At 31.5% G+C, this 23755-nt stretch carries 18 protein-coding genes; 16 read left to right on the top strand and 2 right to left on the bottom strand.

Annotated features, from left to right (window positions below; all coding sequences use genetic code 11):
- Positions 1 to 25 precede the first annotated feature (25 nt).
- The 8 genes from EI427_RS10850 to EI427_RS10815 all read left to right on the top strand — a co-directional run bounded on the left by EI427_RS10850 (position 26) and on the right by EI427_RS10815 (position 10097).
- Positions 26 to 1189: an MFS transporter gene (locus EI427_RS10850; protein ID WP_205727842.1), complete on the top strand. Its 1164-nt coding sequence runs from the start codon at positions 26 to 28 to the stop codon at positions 1187 to 1189.
- A gap of 223 nt (positions 1190 to 1412) precedes the next feature.
- Positions 1413 to 2027, top strand: coding sequence for a thioredoxin family protein (locus EI427_RS10845; RefSeq protein ID WP_126614496.1), 615 nt, complete (start codon positions 1413 to 1415; stop codon positions 2025 to 2027).
- Between the two features lie 112 nt (positions 2028 to 2139).
- On the top strand, positions 2140 to 2727 hold the full coding sequence (locus EI427_RS10840) for a hypothetical protein (protein WP_126614493.1): 588 nt from the start codon (positions 2140 to 2142) through the stop codon (positions 2725 to 2727).
- A 144-nt stretch (positions 2728 to 2871) separates the two neighbouring features.
- Entirely contained in the window at positions 2872 to 4437 is a 1566-nt protein-coding gene (gene bshC, locus EI427_RS10835; protein WP_126614491.1) for a bacillithiol biosynthesis cysteine-adding enzyme BshC, read from the top strand.
- A gap of 151 nt (positions 4438 to 4588) precedes the next feature.
- On the top strand, positions 4589 to 5950 hold the full coding sequence (locus tag EI427_RS10830) for a dipeptidase (protein WP_126614489.1): 1362 nt from the start codon (positions 4589 to 4591) through the stop codon (positions 5948 to 5950).
- Positions 5951 to 6580: 630 nt separating this feature from the next.
- Positions 6581 to 8047: a Fe-S cluster assembly protein SufB gene (gene sufB / locus EI427_RS10825; RefSeq protein ID WP_126614487.1), complete on the top strand. Its 1467-nt coding sequence runs from the start codon at positions 6581 to 6583 to the stop codon at positions 8045 to 8047.
- A gap of 197 nt (positions 8048 to 8244) precedes the next feature.
- Positions 8245 to 9699 carry an ATP-binding protein gene (locus EI427_RS10820; protein WP_126614485.1) on the top strand — a complete coding sequence of 485 codons (1455 nt, stop codon included), beginning with the start codon at positions 8245 to 8247 and terminating at the stop codon, positions 9697 to 9699.
- Positions 9699 to 10097, top strand: a complete 399-nt coding sequence (locus EI427_RS10815) for a response regulator (RefSeq protein WP_126614478.1) — start codon at positions 9699 to 9701, stop codon at positions 10095 to 10097. The genes EI427_RS10820 and EI427_RS10815 overlap by 1 nt, the downstream gene beginning before the upstream one ends.
- Here EI427_RS10815 and EI427_RS10810 read toward each other — a convergent pair.
- A complete protein-coding gene (locus EI427_RS10810; RefSeq protein ID WP_126614476.1) occupies positions 10089 to 10739 on the bottom strand; it encodes a hypothetical protein in 651 nt (216 codons plus the stop codon). The genes EI427_RS10815 and EI427_RS10810 overlap by 9 nt on opposite strands.
- A gap of 7 nt (positions 10740 to 10746) precedes the next feature.
- The gene (gene rpoN / locus EI427_RS10805; RefSeq protein ID WP_126614474.1) at positions 10747 to 12225 is read right to left on the bottom strand and encodes an RNA polymerase factor sigma-54; all 1479 of its coding nucleotides are present in this window, start codon (positions 12223 to 12225) and stop codon (positions 10747 to 10749) included.
- Between the two features lie 287 nt (positions 12226 to 12512).
- Here rpoN and EI427_RS10800 point away from each other — a divergent pair, with 287 nt between their 5' ends.
- From EI427_RS10800 to EI427_RS10765, 8 genes are all read left to right on the top strand, one after another.
- On the top strand, positions 12513 to 12917 hold the full coding sequence (locus tag EI427_RS10800; protein WP_126614472.1) for a rhodanese-like domain-containing protein: 405 nt from the start codon (positions 12513 to 12515) through the stop codon (positions 12915 to 12917).
- Between the two features lie 100 nt (positions 12918 to 13017).
- Positions 13018 to 13776 (top strand): peroxide stress protein YaaA, encoded by a 759-nt coding sequence (yaaA, locus tag EI427_RS10795; RefSeq protein WP_126614470.1) that lies wholly within the window; start codon positions 13018 to 13020, stop codon positions 13774 to 13776.
- Between the two features lie 174 nt (positions 13777 to 13950).
- Positions 13951 to 14889: a hypothetical protein gene (locus tag EI427_RS10790; RefSeq protein ID WP_170178444.1), complete on the top strand. Its 939-nt coding sequence runs from the start codon at positions 13951 to 13953 to the stop codon at positions 14887 to 14889.
- 4 nt (positions 14890 to 14893) lie between these two features.
- Positions 14894 to 16411, top strand: coding sequence for an NAD(P)-binding protein (locus EI427_RS10785; protein ID WP_126614466.1), 1518 nt, complete (start codon positions 14894 to 14896; stop codon positions 16409 to 16411).
- Positions 16412 to 16415: 4 nt separating this feature from the next.
- Positions 16416 to 17270: a DUF350 domain-containing protein gene (locus tag EI427_RS10780; protein ID WP_126614464.1), complete on the top strand. Its 855-nt coding sequence runs from the start codon at positions 16416 to 16418 to the stop codon at positions 17268 to 17270.
- Positions 17271 to 17412: 142 nt separating this feature from the next.
- Positions 17413 to 19509 (top strand): outer membrane beta-barrel family protein, encoded by a 2097-nt coding sequence (locus tag EI427_RS10775; protein ID WP_126614461.1) that lies wholly within the window; start codon positions 17413 to 17415, stop codon positions 19507 to 19509.
- 103 nt (positions 19510 to 19612) lie between these two features.
- Entirely contained in the window at positions 19613 to 21178 is a 1566-nt protein-coding gene (locus EI427_RS10770) for a hypothetical protein (protein ID WP_126614459.1), read from the top strand.
- A gap of 226 nt (positions 21179 to 21404) precedes the next feature.
- Complete coding sequence (locus EI427_RS10765; RefSeq protein WP_126614457.1) at positions 21405 to 23738, top strand: TonB-dependent receptor; 2334 nt, start codon at positions 21405 to 21407, stop codon at positions 23736 to 23738.
- The last annotated feature ends 17 nt before the right edge of the window (positions 23739 to 23755 follow it).

Below are 23755 nucleotides of genomic sequence, written 5' to 3'. Positions count from 1 at the left end.
TGATTATAAACTAAAAATTGATCAATTGGATAAACAAGCAATAAAAGGGTTAAAGAAAAACCCGATGTACATATTTCTATTAGTTTTATCTGTAGCTACAGCACTTGGTTTTCAAGGATGGAGAACATTATTTAATAATTTTGCAGTAGACGAAATAGGTTTAAATGGACTTGATATTGGAGCAATCCAATCTTTTAGAGAGGTCCCTGGCTTTTTAGTGGTAACGGCTTTATTCTTCTTGATGTTTATTAAAGAAGATAAATTTGCTTCGATATCTATAATTATAATGGGTATTGGAATAGCCTTAACAGGTTTTTTTCCTACTTTTTGGGGGTTAATGTTCACAACATTGATTATGTCAATAGGTTTTCATTACTTCGAAACTGCTAATCAATCTTTAACATTACAGAGTTTTTCCAAAGTAGATAGTCCGCATGTATTAGCAAGATTAAAAAGTACAATGGCTTTTACAAATATAGCTATTGGAGGAACGATTTACGGACTTACTTTTATCACTGATTATACTTCAATTTACCTTTTGATAGGTGTAATAGTGGTTATTGCAGGTTTTTGGGCAGTATTTCAGAATCCTATACCAAAGGATGCAGTGGGTCAGAACAAGAAAATGATCTTAAAAAGTAAGTATTGGTTGTTTTATGTGCTGAATTTATTGAGTGGAGCAAGAAGACAAGTATTCGTAGTTTTTGCGGTATTATTATTAGTAGAGAAATATAATTTTACAATTCAAGAAATTACAATATTATTTGTAGTGAATAATATCATATCTATGTATTTTAATCCAATTATAGCTCGTATGTTAAACCGATTTGGTGAACGCAAAATGCTTAGTTTTGAATACATAAGTTTAGCAATTGTTTTTATAGCATACGCTACAATAGAAAATAGATGGGTTGTTGCGATGTTGTATGTAGTAGATCATATATTCTTTAGTTTTTCAATAGGTATAAAAACATATTTTCAGAAGCATGCAGATCCTAAAGATATAGCACCTTCTATGGCTGTTGGGTTTACAATAAACCATGTTGTAGCAGTATTTTTACCTATTTTAGGTGGATGGATTTGGCTTAAGGATTGGACCTTACCGTTTTATGGAGGGGCTATACTATGTGTGATTTCATTGATATTTACACAGTTTATGTTACCAACACCAGAAGAAAAAACGATATAGTAAACAATTCATGTAAATTATAAATTGTACTATATCAAGTATTCAATCATTTAGTTAAAAAAAAGAGTTTAATGATGTTGATATTAAAATTCTTTGTAGTAGATTAAATGGTAAATAATGTCTGACATGAATTTCAGTAAAAGGCATTATGAAATCTTTTAAGAAAGTACATATTAAGTCCTTTCATAATTTAAAGAACCTATTCATTATTTATTTATAACTCATGGCAGAAAACCAAAAAGTAGCTCAAGAATATATCGATAATGCTTTTATCTACGAAACATATAGAGAAGCCTTAGATGGATTGTTAGCTGAAGACCCTACTATTGTAAATTATACAGATTCTCAATTAGTAGATTATACAAGGTTGAATGTAACAAGAATGCAGCGTATTGATAAAACAAACCGTTTGCTAGATGACTTGAGGACTGCTGGAAGAGCATTGAATAAAAGTGTGTATTGGTTAGTGATAACAGAAGGTTGGTGTGGAGATGCTGCACAGAGTACACCTATTATTGCTGCTGCTGCACAAGTATCGCCAAAGATTGATTTACGTTTTATTTTAAGAGATAATAATGTAGATTTAATGGAACAGTTTCTAACAAATGGATCTAGATCGATTCCTAAATTACTCGTAATCGATCAGAAAACAAATGAGGTTTTAGCAACATGGGGGCCTAGACCAAAAGAACTTACCGATTTAATTTCTGAAATTAAAAAAGAAGTTGGAGACGATAAACAACAGTTTTCTATGAAAATCCAACGTTGGTACAACAAAGACAAAGGAAAAGCTATTATGAAAGATCTTCAGAAAATTCTTGAAGATATTACAGAATAATACGTTATTATAAACTATAAATGAAGAGATTACAATGCATTGTAGTCTCTTTTTTTTCATGTAAAAATAGAAGTATATTGGATTGTAAATTTGTATAACTTTTTGATTAATTATGTCTTCACATCATATTGTTAGGGACGATCAGGAGCCCGCGGTTTTAGTTTTACATATTGATGAAGCCAATCTAGAATATATTCAGTCTTTATTAGAATGGAGCCCTATTGTAATTGCAGTAGAAGAAACTCTAGAAAAGTTACTTTCAATGGATATTAAAGTTGATTGGGTATTAGTTAGAGAATCTTACCTAGAAAAAGCTAGAATATTAATGCAAAATCAAGTACCGTATAAACTTGAAATTTTACTACATGAAGAGTTAAATGACGCATTCAATTGGTTGAAAACTGAAGGACATAAAGCTGTAAATGTAATTTTGAAAGAGTTTTCTAAAGAACAAGAGTCTTTCTTTTTAAAGCAGGACTATTTAAAAACTGTAGTAACTTTTTTTGAAAACAAAAGAGGGATAATAGCCAAACAAGATAAATATGAGAAATGGTTAAAGAAAGGTGTTAGCTTATTGTTTAAAGCTGAAAGGACAGAAAATTTAAATCATACTCAAGGTGATATTTGGGAAGTTAAGGAAGATGGAATGATAATTATTGATGCGCAGCCACCTTATTTTGTTTTTGAATACTTAACCTAAATACGATAAGCATAGTGAATGAGATGTTAATTTTTCATCAAATGATTATATGAATGTTGTTGAAACAAATATTTTTATCATATCTCTCTTTTTATTTAAAAAACATCGATTAAATTCGTAAATCAATACATCGAATATATCAGAATGAATACATATAAAATACCATTTGAGACAGCGGGTTTATACGGCAAAATGTTCCTAGATTATCTTAACGGAACCGAAGCTCTAAAATCGTTATATCAATTTGAACCTAATTTAGCCTCTTTCGATAAAATAATTGACTTACGTAAATCTTTTCCTAAAGAGAAAAGGACTCTAATAGTAGAGAGTTTAAAGAACCAATATAGTGCTATAGAAAATGCTCCAATTGCTCAAATTGAAGCATTAGAAGATGAAAATACATTTACAATAGTAACTGGGCATCAGTTAAATATTTTTACTGGGCCATTATTTTTTATTTATAAAATAGCCGCTACTATACATTTAACACAGCAATTAAAAGAAAAATATCCTGATTGTAACTTTATTCCTGTGTATTGGATGGCTACAGAAGATCATGATTTTGAAGAAATTGCTTCTTTTAAATTAAGTGGAAAAAAATATACTTGGGAACATCCAGAAGCTACTGGTCCAGTGGGACGGTTATCTCTGGAAGGAATAGATAAAATTTTAGATCAAATAAAAGATATGCCACAGTTTTTTGTTGATGCTTATACTGATAATATGACATTAACAGAGGCGACAAGAAGTTATGTTCATCATTTATTTTCTAAATATGGTTTAGTTTGCTTTGATGCAGATCAAGCGGAATTAAAATCATCATTTAAAGAAATTCTAATAAAAGAATTATTTGATAATACAGCAGTTGTAGAAGTAGAAAAGGCAAATGCAATTATTGAATCTGCAGGTTATAAAACACAAATACATGCTAGAGCAATTAATTTGTTTTACATGGAAGATAAGGTAAGACTTCGATTAGAAAAAACACCAACAGGTTTCAGAGCAGTTGATGGAGATCTTAAATGGACTAATCAGGAAATGATGGATATTGTAGAAAATAATCCTGAGAGACTGAGTCCAAATGTAGTTTTAAGGCCTGTTCTTCAAGAATTTTTATTACCTAATTTAGCTTATTTGGGTGGTCCAGCAGAAGTAATTTATTGGTTACAATTAAAAGGCGTTTTTGATGCTTACAATGTATTTTATCCAATGGTTTTACCAAGAGGTTTTTCTTTATTTTTAGATACTAAATTTAGTGCAAAGTGGAGAAAGATGGGGTGGCCATTAGAAGAGTTACTTCAGCCGATCACTGTTATTGAAAACAAATTGTTAGACGAGAAAGAAGAACTTGTTACGAGTCTAGAAGCAGAGATCTTACAATTTGATTCACTTTATGCATCTATTTTAGATAAAGGTAAAGCGATTACTCCCAACTTAGAAAAGCATGTTCTTGCAGAAAAATTAAGAGGAGAGAAAAGATTAAAACATACAGCAGCCAAGCTAAGAAAAGAGGGTAAAAGAAAAATGAAAGAAGACATAGAAAGAGTTGTATGCATTAGAGAATGCTTGTTACCTTCTAATGTTCCTCAAGAAAGAGTGGAAAACCTACTGACATTTTGGTCTAAATCTAAAGGAAATTTACTATTAGATACATTTGTAAAAGAACTTGACCCACTTGCGTTTAAATTAAATATTGTAGTTGAAGATTAAACTTTTTAAAGTTTACTTAAACAAATAAATTCAAATTTTGGTTAAAAGTATAGAGAAGTTTAACCTCTATAATTTATGAAGTAATTTTCTTTGGTAAAAAGCAATTAAAATATACTAGCTTTACGCAGATTATATTAATAATAACATACATATGACACCATATATTGATCAAAACAAGGATAGATTCCTTGCTGAATTATTTGACTTATTAAAAATTCCATCTGTTAGTACAGATGTAGAATATCAGCCAGATATTAAAAAAGCAGCAGCTTTTATTGCTCATCAATTAAATGAGATTGGGGCTGATAAAGTAGAAATTTGTCAAACAGCGGGTAACCCTGTTGTGTATGGTGAAAAAATAATTGACCCTAAATTGCCAACAGTAATGGTTTATGGCCACTACGATGTGCAACCTGCAGACCCAGTAGAATTATGGGATAGCCCTCCTTTTGAGCCTACAATTAAGAATGGAAACATTTATGCAAGAGGAGCATCAGATGATAAAGGTCAGATGTATATGCACATAAAAGCATTCGAATCAATGATGAAGAACAACACATTATCTTGTAATGTGAAATTCATGATTGAAGGAGAAGAGGAAATTGGTTCAGTAAACCTTGGTGAGTTTATAAAAGAAAGAAAAGACGATTTATCTGCTGATGTAATTTTAATTTCTGATACAGGAATGATCTCTTTAGATACACCATCTATTACAATTGGTTTAAGAGGGTTGTCTTACATGGAAGTTGAATTGACTGGACCAAACAGAGACCTTCATTCTGGAATGTATGGTGGTGCTGTTCAAAATCCATTGAATGCTTTAACTGAAGTGATTGCATCTTTAAAAGATAAAGATGGACATATTACAATTCCTGGTTTTTATGAAAAAGTAGAAGTAATTTCTGATGCTGATAGAGCTAAAATGGCAAAAGCACCATTTAGCTTAGAAGCCTATAAAGCAGCTCTTGATTTAGAAAAGGAATTTGGTGAAAAAGGATATTCAACAAATGAACGTACAAGTATTCGTCCTACTTTAGACGTAAATGGCTTGTGGGGTGGATACACAGGCGAAGGAGCGAAAACAGTAATTCCTTCTAAAGCCTATGCTAAAATTTCTATGAGATTAGTACCTCATCAAACGTGGGAGGAAATTTCTGAGTTGTTTACAAAACATATCGAATCTATTGTTCCAGATGGTATTCGTGTTAAAGTAACTACTCATCATGGTGGTATGCCAGTAGTAATACCTACTAATTCGGTAGAATTTGAAGCAGCAAATGCAGCTTATGCAGAAGCATTTGGTAAAGAACCAATTCCTGTAAGAAGTGGTGGTTCAATTCCAATTGTTGCTTTATTTAAAGAGGAGCTTGGTTTAGATTCAGTAATGATGGGCTTTGGCTTAGATTCTGATGCAATCCATTCGCCTAATGAGAAATTTGGTATTGCAAACTTCTTAAAAGGAATAGAAACAATAGAATTATTTTATAAGCACTACGCGGTACTTAAAAAATAAGTTCACTACTATTTATACAAAGAAAAAGCCTAATTCTCTTAATGAGATTGGGCTTTTTTTCTTTCTAATAATCTTAATTATTCTATTACTTCCACATAAATAGAATAACAAGTTAATAGATGTAATAAAGTGAACGGAAATTGAATTTTGTTTAATTAATAGGGTTATCCCCCCGTGAGACAACCCTCATTTAAATTGAAAAAATTGTTAAATCAAGGTATACAGTCATGAATTTTTATACCGTAGTAATGTATACAAGAGGCGATTGCATACAAAAGCAACTTTAACATTTGTAAATATAATTATTCTAGTGTGAAACATACAGTTATTAACTATTTTTTTTAATTATCAAACTATAATTATCTTTTTCAAAGAAAATTAGAACTTTTTATGTCCAAAATCATACTTTCTAAAAATAATCGTTTAATTTTGCTATTTAGAACTATACTAAATAAAATAAAGAGTAGTAACTTGCTCAAATAGAGTAGTATAGTCAGTTTAAAGTATCTTTGTGCTTTTAAAAGGAAGAAGTAAAACCTTTATTAATTTTACTTTGTTTACTAAAAGACAGAAAGGGAGTTTAAACTATTTAAGAAGACTTTAAAATAACGTAGTAAACGTTTTGATATAATGAGTGCAGATCAGGATAATAAAATATTAGAGGACTTTACGTCCAAAGAGTATGAGCACGGTTGGACTGTTGATATTGAAGCAGATCAAGCTCCAAAAGGTCTAAACGAGGAAATCGTGAGATTTATCTCAGCTAAAAAAGAAGAGCCACAATGGTTATTGGATTGGCGTCTTGAGGCTTTCAAAGAATGGCAAAAAATGGAATGTCCTGAGTGGGCAAATGTTGTCTTTGAACAAGTAGATTATCAAGATATCATATATTATTCTGCTCCTAAACAAAAGATTTCATTAGATTCTTTAGAAGAAGTAGACCCTGAGTTATTGGCAACTTTTGAGAAATTAGGTATTTCTTTAGACGAGCAAAAACGTTTAACAGGTGTAAAAGGTTCTAACATTGCTGTAGATGCAGTTTTTGATTCAGTTTCTGTTGCAACTACTTTCAAAGATACTCTTGCTGAAAAAGGTATTATTTTCTGTTCTTTCTCAGAAGCAGTAAAAGACCACCCAGAATTAGTTAGACAATATTTAGGATCGGTTGTTCCTGTAAAAGATAACTTTTTCTCTGCATTAAACTCTGCAGTATTCTCAGACGGATCTTTCTGTTATATTCCTAAAGGTGTTCGTTGCCCAATGGAATTATCTACATACTTCCGTATTAATGCAGAAGGAACAGGTCAATTCGAAAGAACTTTAATTGTTGCTGATGAATCTTCTTATGTTTCTTACTTAGAAGGTTGTACTGCTCCTCAACGTGACGAAAATCAATTGCACGCAGCTGTAGTTGAGATCTTTGTTCATAAAGAAGCAGAAGTTAAATATTCAACTGTTCAAAACTGGTACCCTGGTGATGAAAATGGTAAAGGTGGAGTATTCAACTTTGTAACTAAAAGAGGTATTTGTGATGGTGATAATTCTAAATTATCATGGACACAAGTTGAAACAGGTTCTGCTGTAACTTGGAAATACCCATCTTGTATTCTTAAAGGAGATAACTCTGTTGGTGAATTTTATTCTGTAGCTGTTACAAATCAAATGCAACAAGCTGATACAGGTACAAAAATGATCCATATTGGTAAAAACACTAAATCTAGAATAGTTTCTAAGGGTGTTTCTGCTGGTAAATCTCACAACTCGTATAGAGGATTAGTGAAAGTAAATAAGAGAGCAGATAACTCTCGTAATTTCTCTCAATGTGATTCTTTATTAATGGGTGATAAGTGTGGAGCACACACATTCCCTTACATAGAAGTTGATAACAACACTGCAAAAGTAGAGCATGAGGCTACAACATCTAAAATTGGTGAAGATCAAATTTTCTATTGTAACCAACGTGGTATCGATACAGAGCAAGCTGTAGCATTAATTGTTAACGGTTACTGTAAAGAAGTACTAAACAAGTTACCAATGGAATTTGCTGTAGAAGCTCAAAAGCTCTTAGCATTATCATTAGAAGGTTCTGTAGGTTAGTAGTTACTTACTATATATAAAAATAAGGTATCGATGAAGTTTAACTTTTTCGGTACCTTTTTTTGTAGGTGTTTGTTTAATTGATTAAATCAGAATTAATTCAATAAAAAAATGAGTAATAATTGAATTTCATTGGATTATAATTGTTATCTTATTATTGATCTTTATCACATTAGACTATGACTATTTAATTACCTATGAATTACACGAAAGAATGGTACATATCAGTATTGAATTCTATCAACGACTTAATTTTAGTAAAAGGAGATAAATCTAAACTGCTATGGGCAAATAAAGCTTTTCGAGACCTTTATAATATGAGTAACGAAGAGCTAAAAGATATAATAGATTCAGAATCTAGTGATCCTGATGATACAGTTCAATATGTAAAAGATGACCATTATGTGTTTTCAAAAGGAGCAACTTTGGATATTCCCTCTGAAGCTATTTCTGATGATAATGGGAATTTTAATTATTACCATACTATTAAAAACCCAATTAAGGATTCAGAGGGCGAGGTAATTAGGACTGTTGGCGTATCTAGATTAATAGAGGACGAAGAATTACTTGAAAAATCTAAGAAAAAAAGAACGGAACAAAAAACTGATATACAAGACCTTAAAACGTTTGTTCAAAGTATTCCAAGTCCAGTAATTATGTTGGATTTATCTAAACGAATTATTGCATGTAGTGATGCTTGGATAGATTATTTTGAACAGTCTAAAAATGAAATAATTTGGTCAGATTTTTTTGAAAGGTACAATAATAAATTACCATTCAAAGAAAAGATAGAAGAGTGTATTTCTACATCTAGTAAGGTAACAATGGATTCTGTATCTATAGATTACAATAATAAAATTTCTCATTTTAAGGTAATTATTAACCCTTGGGTTATGAGTTCTGGAGATGTAGGTGGAGTTATGTTAATGTTAAATGATATTACCTCTCAGGTGGAAAGAGAGAAAACACTACAAAAATACAATGAAGAGTTAAAGCAATTTGCTTACATAACAACGCACGATGTAAAGAGTCCTATTACTAATATAGAAAGCTTTTTGAGTCTGCTAAAAATGGATGATAAAATTAAAGATCAACGTTCTTTACAAGCAATACATTGGATTCAGAAGTCTATAGAACAAGCAAATGAAAAAATAACTGATCTTGTTCAAGTAATTCAGCAAAGAGAACAGGCTATAGAAAATGAACTTATTAATTTAAATCTATTCATTTCTACTATTGTTGATAAATATAGAGATGCTATTTACGAAATTGAAGGAGAGGTTGAATTAGAATTATTTGGCGATGTAATGTTGTCTACTTCTAGAAAACAACTTCAGACTATTTTAGATAACCTTATCACAAATGCAATTCGCTATAAGGATAGAAATAGGATGTTATTGATTACTATTAAAATTCAAAACACAGCTAAAGATCATTGTACAATCAGTGTAGAGGATAATGGTATTGGTATTGATCTTACAAAACATAAAGAACGTATTTTTGATATGTTTAAAAGAGCAAACGATAGCACAGAGGGTAGTGGCCTAGGGTTGTATTTATCACAACAAGCAGCCGAGCAATTAAATGCAATAATTGAAGTGGAAAGTGAGTTGAGAAAGGGGACTACATTTAGTATTAAACTGCCTAAATAATGATGAAATATAATATTTTATTAGTAGATGATGATGAGGCGTCTAATATATATTCTGAGATAATAATAAAACAAACAGGGTTAATTAAAAAATTGGCTTTGTGTAGAAATGGTGAAAAAGCTCTTGAATATCTTTTAAGAATAGAAGGATATTTAAATGATCCCTCTGTGTTTACTCCAGATATCATTTTTCTAGATATTAATATGCCTATAATGAATGGGATGGAGCTACTTGAAGAGATAGAAAAGCATAGTCTTCCTGTTAAGGTAATAATGCTTACAACATCAATTTTAGAAGAAGATTTTAATGAGGCACTGAAGTATTCTTTTGTAAAAGGATTCTTGAATAAACCCCTAAAACAAGAGGGTTTAAATGATATGATTGATAATTTAGATTAGATTTTCACTAAACATCATACCACCTAAAATAGCTCCAAAATACCCACTGAAAAAGCCTAATATAGCTCCAGCATACACTTGATATTGCGTGTGCGCTTTTAAATACAATCGGGCTGTCATTGATAATCCAAGAAGAATTAAACTAAATCCAAAAGCATCAAAAAGAATAATATTTGCATTCGTTTCCTCTGTTATGAAATAGAGTAAAATACCTGCTAAACCAGCCATGCCGATTGCATGTAAACTAATCTTATCTATAAAGTTTGCAATATTGGCAATTATCAATGTAATAGTAACAGCTGTAAATGCAATGTTCATTGCAGTACTTACATTGATCTTTACATAGAGTATGTAACAGATTAGGCCAAATGATACTACCATTACAGACAAAGCAAAGGAACGCTCATCTCTACTATGTAAATGTGGAGATTCTATTATGCCAAAACGTTGCATAAGAAGAAGGAAACTAATTGGCATTAATGTGGAAATTGTTCCAATTAAGCTAAACAAAGACCACCTTGCTTGATTATCAAGCCAAGGAGCTTCATTTACTCCAAAAAGAAACAACCCCGCAATTAAGCAGGGTATAAAAATGGGGTGTAAAAAAACAGATATCGTGTTAAATACTTTCTTAGTTTCCATAATATTATTAGAGTTCTTTTCTCATTCTTGCTACAGGAATGTTCATTTGTTCTCTATATTTAGCAACAGTTCTACGTGCAATATTATATCCTTTAACACGAAGAAGTTTTTCTAATTTATCATCAGATAATGGTTTGCGTTTATCCTCTTTTTCTATCATGTTTCGTAAAACAGATTTTACCTGCTTACTACTTACATCTTCTCCACTTTCAGTAGATATACTTTCTGAGAAGAAATATTTTAGAGGATATATACCAAAATCAGTTTCAACAACTTTGCTACTCGCTACTCTAGATACAGTAGAAATATCCATCTGAATAATTTCTGCAATATCTTTTAAGATCATAGGTTTTAATTGCCCTTCATCTCCACTTAAGAAAAAAGGCATTTGATAATCAATAATAGCTTGCATGGTACGTAAGAGAGTGTCTTGACGCTGTTTTATCGCATCGATGAACCATTTTGCTGCATCAAGCTTTTGCTTAACAAAACGGACCTCTTCACGCATTTTCTTTGTCTTTTTTGGTGTTTTGTCATAAGCATCAAGCATATCACCATACTGACGGCTTACTCTTAAATCTGGAGCATTCTTACCATTTAAAGATATGTTTAATCTTCCATTCACTTCTCTAACAATAAAGTCTGGAGTAAGGAATTGGGCAGAAGCTACCATAGTATTTGCTCCGCCAGGTTTAGGATTTAGATGAGTAATCATATCGATTGCATCTTTCATCTGCTCATCGTCAATGCCTAAACGTTTTTGTATTTTTGTGTAATGCTTTTTCTTAAATTCTTCAAAACACAACACAATCATTTTGATCGCTATTTTTACAATAGGTTCGTTTGTGTCTTTTTTCTTTAATTGAATCTCTAAACACTCTTGTAATGAGCGAGCACCAATTCCCGGAGGGTCAAATTGTTGAATACGGCCAAGTACCTTTTCAACATGAGCTAGGTCTGTTTCAATATTTTGTAAGAAAGCAAGGTCATTTACAATAGCTTCTAAGGGACGGCGTATATAGCCATCACTTTCAATACTACCAATCAGTTGCTCTCCAATATGTTGTTCTACTTCATTTAACTTTAAGAAGCTTAATTGCATTAGCAATACATCTCCTAAAGTTTCATGCATAGGTATAGGTAGGTCTTTGTCGTCAGCAACATCACCGTCACCGTACATTTTATAACCGGCAACATCATCTCTGTCTACATAGTCAGAGAGGTTTACCTCGTCAATGGGGTCAATGTCGGGGATGTCATCAAAATCTTCCGAAGAATCTGCTTCTTCGGAACTTGAATCTTCATTACCAAATTCATTCTCTTTCTCATCAGACTCTTTTCCTTCTTCTAAGATAGGGTTTTCTTGTAGTTCTTCTTGAATACGTTTGTCCAGCTCTATCGTAGGCACCTGCAACAATTTAATAAATTGAATTTGTTGCGGGGATAATGTTTGTGTCTGCTTGAGCTTCTGTGCCTGTTTTAACATGGTCCTTGAAGTTCGTAATTAAAAAATGACTTACTGAATTATAACTGTATAAATCAATAAAAGATAATTAAAGGCAATACAAAAGGTAAAAATCTTTATGTATTATTTCAACCAAAGTTTTTGAATAATTTCAGAACATTTCTATAACTTGTTCTTCCATTAGTTAAATAAATTACAATCGGTTGGTTAACTATTGTACACGAAAAATAGCTTATTTAGTTGTGAAAATAAAATTAAAATCGTGCCATTGTAATTATATTGTTCAATTTCAGTTAATTATAATTTAAATGAATTTAAATACACAGTTTTCAGGCTTGTTTACAGCCCTTTTGTTCGTCATTTTTCAGAGTTGTTCTCCAACTTCTTCTAGTGATCCTCAGGTTACGGTAACAGAATTTGTAGAAATAAGAACTGCACACCCCGAGGCAATTATTATAGATGTAAGAACACCAGCAGAGTATAATTCTGGTACAATAGAAGGAGCTAATAATATTAATGTACTAGACGATAGCTTTGTACCAAAAGTAAGTACATTAGATAAAAGCAAAACAGTTATGGTGTTTTGTAAATCTGGTGGTAGAAGTGCAAGGGCAAAAGCACAACTGCAAGAGTTAGGATTTACAGATGTAGTAGATCTTGAAGGTGGAATTAAAGGTTGGAAAGCAGCAGATAAAAAAGTAGTACAGCCTTAATTAGTATTATTTATACAACTATAAATAGTATCAATTGGTATTCAATAAAGGTATCTTTTAAATTGCATCATAAAATTAGATACAAAGAAAAAATACATATATGAAATTTGTTATTTCACCAGCAAAGAGTTTAGATTATGAAACATCATTTTCTACAACCCTTTCAAGTACTCCTCGCTTTTTAAAGCAGTCCGAAAAGTTAGTTAAATCTCTTAAAAAATTATCTGCTGCACAGATTGGTGATCTAATGTCTATTTCTCCAAAATTGGCTGATTTAAATAAAGAAAGGTTTGATGTTTGGGAAAAGGACTTTAATAAAGAAGTGGCAAGACAAGCACTTTATGCTTTTAAAGGAGATGTCTACATTGGTTTAGATGCTTATACATTAACTCCAGATCAACAAGAATTTACGCAAGATCATTTACGTATTTTATCTGGATTGTATGGTGTTTTAAAACCAATGGATTTAATGCAACCTTATCGTTTAGAGATGGGTACAAAATGGGGAATAGAAGGGAATACTAATTTGTATTCTTTTTGGAAAGATACAGTAACAACGTCTTTAAACGCCGAATTAGAAGAAAATGAGGTTTTAATAAACTTAGCTTCTAATGAGTATTTTAAAGCAGTGGATAAGAAAGCTTTAAAAGCTAGAATTATTACACCTGTGTTTAAAGATTTTAAGAATGATAAATATAAAGTGATCAGCTTCTTTGCTAAAAAAGCAAGAGGAATGATGGTAAGGTATATTATAGATCAGAAACTATCTAATCCAGAAGATATTAAAGGTTTTAATACAGAAGGATATTCTTTTAATGAAGAATTATCTAAAGGAGATGAATGGGTTTTTACAAGATAATAAAATGATGTAATTTTAATATATTCAATACAAAATATCATTTTTAAACACATATCTAATGTGGCTTTTTAATAAGAAACTAGATCTAACTTTTTTATTTTTACCAATTGGGTTAACATGGTTAATCTGTTTCTTATTTGATGCTCAATTCGAAGGGACTATTCCTTTATGGATATGGGGATTTTTGTTTTGGGTATAGATGTAACTCACGTTTGGAGTACAATTTTTAGAACTTACCTCGATGTAGAGGAAAGGAAAAGATATAAAAAGCAACTATGGCTTCTTCCCATGGTTGCTTTTATTGTTGTAGGTATTTTAAGTACTTATTCTGAACATTTATTTTGGAGAGTAATAGCCTATTTTGCATTATTCCACTTTATTCGTCAGCAGTTTGGGTTTTTAATGCTTTATAAATCTAAAATGAAATTTCCTGAATTAAGATGGATTTCTGATAAAGCCTTTATTTATATTGCTACACTTTACCCCGTTTTAGTATGGCATATTTTAGGTGATAGAGCATTTAGTTGGTTTGTTAAAGGAGACTTTTTGATTTACCCTCTTGTTCCGGAGGTATCGGTTACCATTGGCAATTTTATTTATTTTTTTCTAGTAATAGTATGGGTTGCTGATCATGTTTTAATGGCAAGAAAAAATGCATTAGTATTACCTTTTGGTAAAATATTATGGGGCTTATCTACTGTTGGAACATGGTGGTTAGGGATAGTTTATTTTAATTCGGATTTCTCATTTACCCTAACCAATGTTGTTGCTCATGGTATACCTTATATGGCTTTAGTCTTTTACTATGTAGAAGAAAAAAAGAATATTCAGCAACATAAACAGCCTACAAAAATTATAGTGATTAGCATTCTTTGGATGTTTTTAATCTGCTTATTTTTAGGTTTAGGAGAGGAGTTTCTATGGGATGTTTTTATAAATTATGAGAAACAGGATGTTTTTGGGGATTGGCAAATTTTTATTGATTCAGCTTACTTAAGAGGATTCTTAATTGCATTTTTATCATTACCACAAGTAACACATTACCTATTAGACGGAGTAATTTGGAAAGGGAATACTAACCCTATGATTAAAAAAATATTTACACCAAGATAAACCAATGAAACGCAGAAACTTTATCAAATTATCTTCAACTGCAATGTTTTCTTATTTGTATGGTTGTAAAGGTGAAAACTCGTCTACATTACCTTTTGAGGTTACTTTTCGTTCAGATCAAAAGGTTGGTCATACTGTCATGGAAAGTCTTTTATATCCAAAAGTAAAACAACAAAATGTAGATTATATAATTGTAGGTGGAGGTGTTTCAGGCTTAACATCAGCTTACAAACTGAAAGGGCAGGATTATTTATTATTTGAATTATCCGATAGGTTTGGAGGGAGTTCATCTGCAGAAAATTATAAAAATACGAGGTTTGCTCAAGGTGCACATTATGATATGAGTTATCCAAATAAATTTGGAACAGATGCATTAAACGTATTACTAGAACTTGGCGTAATTCAGAAAGAAGGAGAGATATATGAATTTGTTGATAAAGAATACCTTATCAATAAAGATGATTTATCGTGGTGCTCTTATAAAGGAGAGTACTATGACGATGTATTTTTTGATTTAGAATCCGAAGAAAAGTTTTACGCATTAATAGAAGAGTTCTTTGATAAAATTACTTTACCTACTTCTTTAATATCAGATGAATTAATGTATTTGGATACTATGACATTTGCTCATTGGTTATCCATTCAGGATGTAGCATTATCAGAGGAGTTTCTTTTAGGTGTTGATTATCATTTAAAAGATGATTTTGGGGCTGATGCAAATGTGATTTCTGCATTAGCTGGAATTTCTTATTACGCAGTCAGACCAAATGATTATAAATGGGCAAGTACTTTTTCACCACCTCAAGGGAATGCATATTTTATCGATAAATTATTGGATAGTTTACCTACACAGAAATGTAAATTAAATCATATAGTACGTGGAATTGAACATTTAGAAGATGGGACATTTAAGGTTGAAGTTATTGATGTACAGAATCAAAAAATCAATCTAATTAATACTAAAAATATTATTTATGCAGGGCAGAAACATGCTTTAAAGTATATATGTAAGCCATTGTATCAACCTTTTAAAGATCAAAAAACAGCTCCTTGGTTAGTTGTAAATATTCTGTTGAAAAAGAATACTACTATACCTCTTGGAGCATGGCAAAACGAAGTTTTAAGTAGCGATTGGAAGTTTTTAGGCTTTGTTGATTCTTCTACACAAAAAACGGAAGAGTACAGAGTACTTACTGCATATTATTGTTTTCCCGATTCTGACAGAGAAAAACTAATAACCATTGAAAATCAACAAAATGATTTTGTAAATTATACCATTGAAAACATTGCTACTTTTCTTAAGGTAGACAATCTGATTTTTAAAGAAGGTATTGAAAAAGTTTTTATGCATGCATTAGGACATGGAATGCCAATACCTACAGTAAATTATTTAAAGCAAGATAAAAATAAGAATAGACCATATAAAAATTTGGTTTTTGCAGGAGTTGACAATGGTAGATTACCTTTTTTAATTGAAGCAATTGATTCTGGAATATCAGCAATAAACACACTTAAATCTTAAAACTATGAGAGAATTAATACATTTTGACTTGGAACAATGGGGTGTAAACCTAATATATGTTGTCCTATTTAGCGTGGTACTTGCATTTGCAAGAGTCTTTAAAGGCTTAGTTGTAAAAGATGATGTGAATAAAGAACTTACGGAAAAAGACAATGTAGCTTATGGAGTATCTATGGCAGGGTATTTTTTAGGAGTATCGATAGTATATATTGGGGCAATGATTGGTCCATCAAATGGTTTGATGAATGATGTTATTGCTGTTTTAAGCTATTCTATAGGAGGCATAATTGCAATGTTGATCTCAAGAATTATCAACGATAAATTAATCTTTAGTCATATAGTAAATGTAAAAGAGATAGTTGATAACAGAAACGTTTCGATTGGTCTAATACAAACAGCATCTTATGTAGCTTCTGGTTTAATGATAGCAAGTGCAATTTCTGGAGAAGGAGGAGGGCCTGTAAACGCCTTAGTTTTTTACCTGGTAGGCCAAGCATTTTTAGTGCTCTATACAAAAGGATATATAAATGCATCAACATATAACATACAAGAAGAATTAAAGGCAGGAAACCTTGCAATAGCTTTTAGTGTTACAGGGAAAATGCTAGCAATTGGTCTTATTGTAATGACAGCAATTGGTCAAGAATTTATGGGCTGGAAACAAACGTTTTTAGCCATGTTTATTGATGGCGGAATAATGATTGTTTTATTGTTTTTAGCAAGTTATTTATTTGATAAAGTAATTATACCAAAATCGGCTTTACGACACGAATTAGTAGAAGATAAAAATGTAGGAATTGGTGTTTTAGATTGCTGTGCTAATGTTATGTTTGCATGTTTAATGGTTTTTCTTCTTTAGTGTATGTTTGATTGCTAACTTGTTAAAACACTCTAAAACCCCTAAAGTATATTAATATTTTAGGGGTTTATTCTTAACAGGATTAAATAATGTAATCTATTTATTAATCGACTACGTAGTTTTATATCAAACAATTAAAATAATGCTACGACACTTACTTAATTTTTCAATTTTATTTTTAATCACTACTTCAGCCTTTGCACAAGATGAAAATAAAGGCCAAAAAAAGTCTACAACTAGTAATGACCGTTACATAATTGGAGATAATATAAAAATAGTAGATGGTAATGCATTAGATGCTTTAAAGCTTATTCCAGCTGTAGATGTAAGTGCAGAGGGAGTTGTAAGCTATAGAAATGACCAATCTGTTCAGGTATTTTTGAACAATAGGCCTGCCAGTCAGTCTGGTGAATATGGGCCGATTTTAGAACAAATTTTAGTAGGAGATATTGAATATATTGATATAATTTCGAACCCATCTGCTAGATACGATGCGGACGGAGCTTCTGGAATTATAAACATTGCAGTAAAATCAAATAATATAAAGAACTCTTCTGCCAACGTTATGATTGGTTCTGCTGGTCAAGATAGGTATGATGCCGGAATTGGCTTTCAGCAGCAAGATGGGAAATTCTCATTCAATACTTCTTATAATTTTAAACAAGAATCTAGAGGTGCAACTATGGATGCTAACCTTAAGAATTTTGGAGATAATGAACCATTGAAAAATACAGACCAAACATTTGAGGGGTATAACGGATTTCAGAAACATAATTTCCAATTAGGGGGAGAATATGCTTTTAATGAAAAAAATAACTTGAGTGTTTCTACCAATTTTGTGAAAGTAGATTGGACTAGAGGAGGAGATTTATCTACTGTGACTACTATAAATGATGGAATGCCGGATACCGATTTTCAGCATAACAATATGGATGGATCTAAATTTAAAGGTGAAGCAAGAGTAGATTATATACATACAACAGATAGAGAAGGAGAGGAGTTAGCAATAAGTACAGCTTATGCAGCAGGTAATGTAGATATTGATAAAACATTAGGGTTTTATGAGTTAAACAATAAAGCTGCTACATTTAATAATTTTTCTTTTCAGACAGATTATGCAAGAAATTTAAATCGAGGTCTACGCTTAGAAACGGGTGTTAAAACAACCATACGAAGTAAAAGTGACGGCTTGTATGTTGAAAATTGGGATGATAATTCAGAAAGTTTTCAGCCTACAGATAGTAGAAATAATGTATTTAATTATAACGAATATGTTGCCGCTGGCTATGTGATGGTTTCGGGCACAAAAAATAAATTTACTTATCAGTTTGGAGTTAGAGCAGAACAAACTATGATTAGGTCGTATTTGGATGAAACTCCTGGCGACGTTTACGAAAACAATTATTTTAAAGTTTACCCAAGTATTAATTTAAAGCAAGACTTATCGGACATTGATAACATATTTTTCTCGTACAGTAAAAAGGTACAACGCCCAGGTATGAGAATGATTAACCCTTTTGTAGATTATTCTAATCCAAGTTATATAAGACAAGGTAACCCAGATTTAGATGCTTCTTTTATGGATGCTTTTGAATTGGGCTATAGTTTAGATAAAGAGAAATTCAATTTTAAAGGATCGGTATATTATAAATTAAATCAAGACCCTGCAATGTGGTATACACATGAAGGTGAAGATGGCGTAATGGTGAACAGTGTAGAAAATATGGACAAATCATCTAGTGCCGGTATAGAATTAATTGCAGATGTAGAAGTAAACAAATGGTGGAATGTTAACACCAATGTAAACATTTTTTATGCAATGATTGATGGACGAAATATTGATCCAAATGTATATCAAACAAGTTACAACTGGAGCACGACTGTAACGTCTAATATGAAATTATGGAAAGGTGCTCAATTTATGATGTCGGGCACTTACCTTTCTCCACAAAAGAATCCTCAAGGTGATGTATATAAAAGATATTTTATCAATACATCAATTTCTCAGTCAATTTGGGAAGGGAAAGGTAGTCTAGTACTTTCTTTTGATGATGCTCTTGATACACAACGTTATGTTATGAGTAGAAGTCAACCAACTTTTTCAGAGCATAAAACATACGATTGGGATTCTCGTATTCTAAGAGTCACTTTCCGTTATAGACTAGGATCAAACCCTAAAAAGAGTAAAAATAAAAATGGAAATCAACAAGGTGGAAGTGGTGTAGTAGATGTATTTTAATAAGGGATAATGTTAATCTTTTTAATTTGTTAAACATTAAACTAATTAAACACGTTAAGTGAAATATAATAAGACACTATTTTTAAGTAAAAATGCTACTACTATGAAATTTATCAATAGACTATTATTTTGTTTATCTATAATCAGTTTATTTTCATGTTCTAATGATGAGTTAGATGATACACCTTCTAATTTACCATCAAATTCAAAATCATATAAATTATATTCCTTTGAATTGTTTAATGAGGCAGGTTCTATTTCTTTAGAAGAAGACCTTGACGGAGTTGTAAGTTTTAGAGTAAATGTAGATCAACCAGTGATAACAACTTCTGCAGTAAATATTTATAACGGGTCTTTCAATGGTGTTAATGAAATCATGATTACACTAAACCCAATACCAGAAGGATCTACTGAAAGTATAACTGTTATTACACAAACAGATAATGGTACTAGAGTCTCTTATGAGGATTTACTTAAAATAGATGGACATTTAAAAATTCTGAATAATATAAATAACAACCATTTTGATATAAATACTTTTACAGATTTAGGTGAAAATGCTTTTAACCAAGGCGAAGAGAAAAATTACCCCTTGTATAATAACGAAGATGTAATTGGTGAAATGGTAATGTTACCAAGAGAGTTTGAAGGTAAGCCAATGTTGATTGGCGTTAATTTAAACGATATAGATGAAACCTATGATTATCTACCTGCAATTTATGAAGGAACAAAAGCAACAGGTAACTACACTAAAAAATTAGTAGAGTTAGCGCCAATTTTAAAATTTGCAAGTAAAAGTAGTTACACCAATTGTTCTGATTACTTGACAACAGAGGCTATAGAAAATGGCTTTGGAGTAGTACTTTTAAAAACAGGAGAAACAATTGGTAAAGGAGATGTTGGTGGTAATGAATTAACAGGTTCTTATAATGATTATAAATTTGAGAATGTAAGAACTAATAAAATTACAGGGAATATACAATTAAAAGAAAGGTTGAATGGAAAGACATTAATTACTTTTAACCTTTCTAGTCAATCTACGACACCGCTTTCTTATGCTGTAAATTTAAATAGTAATAACTATATCCAACAAGATTCAGTAATTGCAAATTTAGGAATTATGCCTGCCGAAAGTTCAGAAATGCAATATGCAGATGTAAGAACTTCTTTATCTGGCAGAGAATTATCTTATGCTGAGTTAACAGAAAATGATTACCATATGAGAATTAACGAAAGTAGTGACCCCACTTATAATGGGCCTTATTATTTTGCTACTGCTGATATTGGTACTGCGGCAAATTCTGGTCGCGTATCAGTTACTGTTTTAGAACAAGTTGAGAGTGAAAACTTTGATGTTTTTGTAAAAGTAGATTTATTTGAAAGAATTAATGGAGACTCAAAAGCATTAATAAAGTTAACAGAAGGTCTTGATCAAGATTATGACTTATTCCTTTATGATGGTGAAGACCATTTGAGTACATCAGCTAAAAAAATAATAAATTTTAGTTCATTAAATGTCGGTGATGAGGGTTTTGCTAGAGATATATATAAAGATGCAGATGGTGAACTAATTACGTATAATGAAATTATAAGTGTACCAAGACATTATAGATTAATTAGAAAATCTGATGGCGTGTTAGTAGCACATGCTATTATGGCAAGAAACTAATTATTTTATATTTTTGGAGATATGTAAAAAGTCTATCTCATTATCAAACTATTTGATAATGAGATAGACTTTTTTTGTTGTTTTGAAGTGCCTCTTGATGATCGTAATCATTGTTATACGTATAGTTTCATTTGTTAACACTTATTGCAAATACTCTTATCTGTAATCAGTCTAAATAAAATTACATTTGCTGTTGTGTTTATTTTATACTGATATTAATACTTTAATGAAGAGTTACAGCTTTTTACTTTTACTTACTTTTTTACTAGTGCTAACAAATGCTACGGCACAAAATGTTGGAGATATTATAGGTAACGTTGTCGGAGATGATGGAAATACCATTATTGGAGCAAATGTTATTATTCAGGGTGGTAATTATGGAGATGCTACAGATGTAAATGGAAATTATATTATCCATAACGTTGCTCCGGGGAAGAAAAAAATAGTAATTACTTCAGTGGGCTTTGCTACTCAAACAGTAGAAGTAGAAGTTGTAGCAGGTGAGAAAACAACAAAGAATTTTAAGCTTAAAAGTGCTTATTCAGAATTAAATGAAGTTGTAGTATCTGGAGATCTATATAGCGACGAATACTTAACGAACGCAACTACTATTGGAACAAAAGTACCAATTCATCCTAAAGAATTACCGTTTGCATTAGATGTTTTATCAAAATATATGCTCGATCAAATTGAGCCTGTAAGAATAACAGATGCAGTACAATATGTAAGCGGTGTAAACCAAGAAACTGGTTTTGGTGGTAGAACTGATATTTATATTATAAGAGGATTTAGATCGGAAAGAGAATCAATTTTTAAAAATGGATTTAGGAACCCAATGCGTATTTACCGTGAGAGTTCTAATATTCAGCAAATAGAAATTGTAAAAGGTCCTGCTTCTGCTTTATATGGTGTTTCTGATCCGGGAGGAACGATTAATATCGTTACAAAAGCACCAAAATCGTATAAGCATGGTGAAGTAAGTTTTACAACAAACAGCTTTGGTATGGTGCGTCCATCTTTTGATATTGGAGGCCCATTAGATGATGAAGGTAAGATGAAATTCCGATTGAATGGAGCAATTGAATCTGGAGGAACTTATAGAGATTTTGTAAATACAGAACGTTATTTTTTAGCACCTGTATTAACGTATGATATTTCGCCAAGAACAAAAATAACTGTACAAGGAGAGTATTTAAATCATTCTCAGCCAACAGATAGAGGTGTTCCTTTGTACGATCCGAACACTGATACAAAATATAGTTTTGAGCCAAATAAAAGTTTTGGAGATCCTTACAACGAAACAAAAAACACCAATAACTTAACGCAATATGAAGTTGCTCATCAGATTAATGATAAGTGGACTTTTAGAAATGCGGGTAATATGTTATTTACAAATGGAGCTAGAAATGCAGTAGAAGTGAGTGGCTTTGTAGCACCAGATTCAGTAAAAAGATATTATCAAGATCAAAGACATTCAGAACAGTATCTAGCAATGCAGAATGAATTTTTAGGTTCATTTAATTGGGGTTCTACTAAACATAAAGCTGTTTTAGGAGTAGAAGTAGCTCAAACAACTACAGATATGTTTATTCAGCAAGATAAAAGCTACGATACGGTATCTGTGTATAATACAGAGTACAATCAGTTACCTCCAAACGAGTTGGATATGGTAACAACAAACGATTATCTATACACTATCAATAACTATGGTTTTTATGTGCAAGATTTTATTGAGCTTACAAATTGGTTAAATGTTATTGGTGGAGTACGCTATGATATTTATCAACAAGAATATAACAATAGAAAAAACGGAGAGATTACCAATAGTACATATATGGGTGTTTCTCCAAGAGTAGGAGTAATGGGTAAATTAACTAAGAGCATCTCATTATTTACAAACTTGTCGACTGGATTTAATCCGCAGTGGGGTAACCCGGCAGATAAAAACGGAAACCTTTTTGATCCTATTGTGAATACATCTTTTGATTTTGGAGCAAAACTTTACTTCTTAAACGATAAGTTTAATATTACAGCTACCTACTTTGATTTAACAAGAAACGGTATGCTTGTACAAGACCCTACGGATCAAGATTTCCAAGTACAAACAGGTGTTGCCAAGAGTAATGGAATTGAATTTGATTTACAAGGAGAGCCTCTTCCTGGGTGGACGTTTATGACTTCTTATTCTTATACAAATGCTAGAATTACAGAAGATACAAACCCAGATATGGTAGGGCAGGCGTTATTAAATGTTGCTCCACATATGTATAAATTATGGATGAACTACGAGATACAAAGAGGTGGTCTTAAAGGTTTTGGAGCAGGAGTTGGTTATAATTATGTTTCTGAAAGAGCTGCAGCAAATGTGCCTAATTCAGAGATGTTACCGGAGTATAATTTGATCGAAGGTAATTTATTTTACAGAGCCGATCGTTGGTCAACAACATTAACAGTTAAGAACTTAACAAATACAGAATATTATGTAGGTTCGCAAAACTACAATAGAGTTATGCCTGGAGCACCTAGACATTTTGTTTTAAGCTTTAAGTATTTATTCTAAAAAGAGGTTTTATTTTT

This window comes from Flammeovirga pectinis (assembly GCF_003970675.1).
GTDB classification, from domain to species: domain Bacteria; phylum Bacteroidota; class Bacteroidia; order Cytophagales; family Flammeovirgaceae; genus Flammeovirga; species Flammeovirga pectinis.
This window is presented reverse-complemented; position numbering and strand designations above follow the sequence as displayed.

Bases quoted from the DNA above. Each gene is read 5' to 3' on its own strand.
- EI427_RS10810 (WP_126614476.1), bottom strand. From the start codon at position 10,739: ATGGAAACTAAGAAAGTATTTAACACGATATCTGTTTTTTTACACCCC.
- EI427_RS10790 (WP_170178444.1), top strand. From the start codon at position 13,951: ATGGGGATTTTTGTTTTGGGTATAGATGTAACTCACGTTTGGAGTACA.
- bshC (WP_126614491.1), top strand. From the start codon at position 2,872: ATGAATACATATAAAATACCATTTGAGACAGCGGGTTTATACGGCAAA.
- rpoN (WP_126614474.1), bottom strand. From the start codon at position 12,225: ATGTTAAAACAGGCACAGAAGCTCAAGCAGACACAAACATTATCCCCG.
- EI427_RS10775 (WP_126614461.1), top strand. From the start codon at position 17,413: ATGCTACGACACTTACTTAATTTTTCAATTTTATTTTTAATCACTACT.
- EI427_RS10830 (WP_126614489.1), top strand. From the start codon at position 4,589: ATGACACCATATATTGATCAAAACAAGGATAGATTCCTTGCTGAATTA.
- EI427_RS10815 (WP_126614478.1), top strand. From the start codon at position 9,699: ATGATGAAATATAATATTTTATTAGTAGATGATGATGAGGCGTCTAAT.
- EI427_RS10770 (WP_126614459.1), top strand. From the start codon at position 19,613: ATGAAATTTATCAATAGACTATTATTTTGTTTATCTATAATCAGTTTA.
- sufB (WP_126614487.1), top strand. From the start codon at position 6,581: ATGAGTGCAGATCAGGATAATAAAATATTAGAGGACTTTACGTCCAAA.
- EI427_RS10785 (WP_126614466.1), top strand. From the start codon at position 14,894: ATGAAACGCAGAAACTTTATCAAATTATCTTCAACTGCAATGTTTTCT.
- EI427_RS10845 (WP_126614496.1), top strand. From the start codon at position 1,413: ATGGCAGAAAACCAAAAAGTAGCTCAAGAATATATCGATAATGCTTTT.
- EI427_RS10840 (WP_126614493.1), top strand. From the start codon at position 2,140: ATGTCTTCACATCATATTGTTAGGGACGATCAGGAGCCCGCGGTTTTA.
- EI427_RS10820 (WP_126614485.1), top strand. From the start codon at position 8,245: ATGAATTACACGAAAGAATGGTACATATCAGTATTGAATTCTATCAAC.
- EI427_RS10780 (WP_126614464.1), top strand. From the start codon at position 16,416: ATGAGAGAATTAATACATTTTGACTTGGAACAATGGGGTGTAAACCTA.
- EI427_RS10765 (WP_126614457.1), top strand. From the start codon at position 21,405: ATGAAGAGTTACAGCTTTTTACTTTTACTTACTTTTTTACTAGTGCTA.
- yaaA (WP_126614470.1), top strand. From the start codon at position 13,018: ATGAAATTTGTTATTTCACCAGCAAAGAGTTTAGATTATGAAACATCA.
- EI427_RS10800 (WP_126614472.1), top strand. From the start codon at position 12,513: ATGAATTTAAATACACAGTTTTCAGGCTTGTTTACAGCCCTTTTGTTC.